Below are 1,316 nucleotides of genomic sequence, written 5' to 3' on the forward strand. Positions count from 1 at the left end.
TGAACCGCCCCGGATTTGGTGGAGGCTCCAACTTTTGAGAGAATGGAGCCATGAACAAGTCGAACAAGTTTTCTGCTGAAGTCCGCGAACGTGCAGTGCGCATGGTGCAGGAGCATCGGGGCGAGTATCCATCACAGTGGGCAGCGATCGAATCCATCGCCCCCAAGATCGGCTGTACGAGCCAGACATTGCTGGGGTGGGTCAAGCGAGAGGAAGTCGATAGCGGCGAGCGCGAGGGTGTGAGCACGTCGGAACGCGAACGCCTCAAGGCATTGGAGCGCGAGAACAAGGAACTGCGCCGCGCCAACGAGATTCTGAAACTGGCGAGTGCGTTTTTCGCCCAGGCGGAGCTCGACCGCCGCCTGAAGTCCTGAAGGCCTTTATCGATCAGCATCGCGACACCTTCGGGGTCGAGCCGATCTGCAAGGTCTTGCGGATTGCCCCGTCGGGCTATCGCCGCCATGCTGCGCAGCTTCGCGATCCGTCGCGGCGCTGCGCTCGTGCGATACGCGATGAACGCCTGCGGCCGGAGATCGAACGTGTGTGGCAAGCCAACATGCGAGTCTACGGAGCGGATAAAGTCTGGAAGCAGATGAACCGGGAGCGTATCGCGGTGGCTCGCTGCACGGTCGAGCGGCTGATGAAGCAACTGGGTTTGCGTGGCGTGATGCGAGGCAAACGTGTTCGCACAACCATTGCCGATGCGGCCGCCGCGCGACCGCTGGATCGGGTCAACCGGCAGTTCAGGGCAGACCGGCCAAATCAGCTCTGGGTTTCTGATTTCACGTATGTCTCGACGTGGCAGGGCTGGCTCTACGTGGCGTTCGTGATCGACGTGTTCGCCCGACGGATTGTCGGTTGGCGCGTCAGTTCATCGATGACTACAGACTTCGTTCTGGATGCACTTGAACAAGCACTTTATGCGCGGCGCCCGGGCGGCGATGGAACGTTAATACATCACTCCGACAGAGGCTCGCAATACGTTAGCATCCGCTATAGCGAGCGACTGGCCGAAGCGGGCATCGAGCCCTCGGTGGGTAGCCGTGGCGACAGTTACGACAACGCACTGGCCGAGACGATCAACGGTTTGTACAAGGCCGAACTGATTCATCGCCGCACCTGGAAAACACGGGAGTCCGTCGAGTTGGCAACGCTCGAATGGGTGGCCTGGTTCAATCATCACCGATTGATGGAACCCATCGGCTACATCCCGCCCGCAGAAGCTGAGGCAAACTACTATCGGCAACTTGAAACACCGGTCGCCGAACCCGCATTAACTTAAACCAACCAGCCTCCACGATTCCCGGGGCGATTCA

Annotated in this window: 1 protein-coding gene and 1 other annotated feature; the gene reads left to right on the forward strand. The window is 59.7% G+C overall.

Annotation, left to right across the window (positions count from 1 at the left end; translation table 11 throughout):
• Positions 1 to 50: 50 nt before the first annotated feature.
• Positions 51 to 1,282, forward strand: a protein-coding gene (locus HV675_RS32085) for an IS3 family transposase (protein ID WP_175115474.1) whose coding sequence is annotated in 2 segments (ribosomal slippage) — positions 51 to 339 and positions 339 to 1,282 — 1,233 coding nt in all. Because the reading frame shifts where the segments join, the coding sequence is not laid out codon by codon here.
• Positions 329 to 445, forward strand: a sequence feature (AL1L pseudoknot). (Overlaps the previous gene by 117 nt.)
• Positions 1,283 to 1,316: the final 34 nt, after the last annotated feature.

This window comes from Paraburkholderia solisilvae (genome assembly GCF_902859875.1).
GTDB lineage: Bacteria > Pseudomonadota > Gammaproteobacteria > Burkholderiales > Burkholderiaceae > Paraburkholderia > Paraburkholderia solisilvae.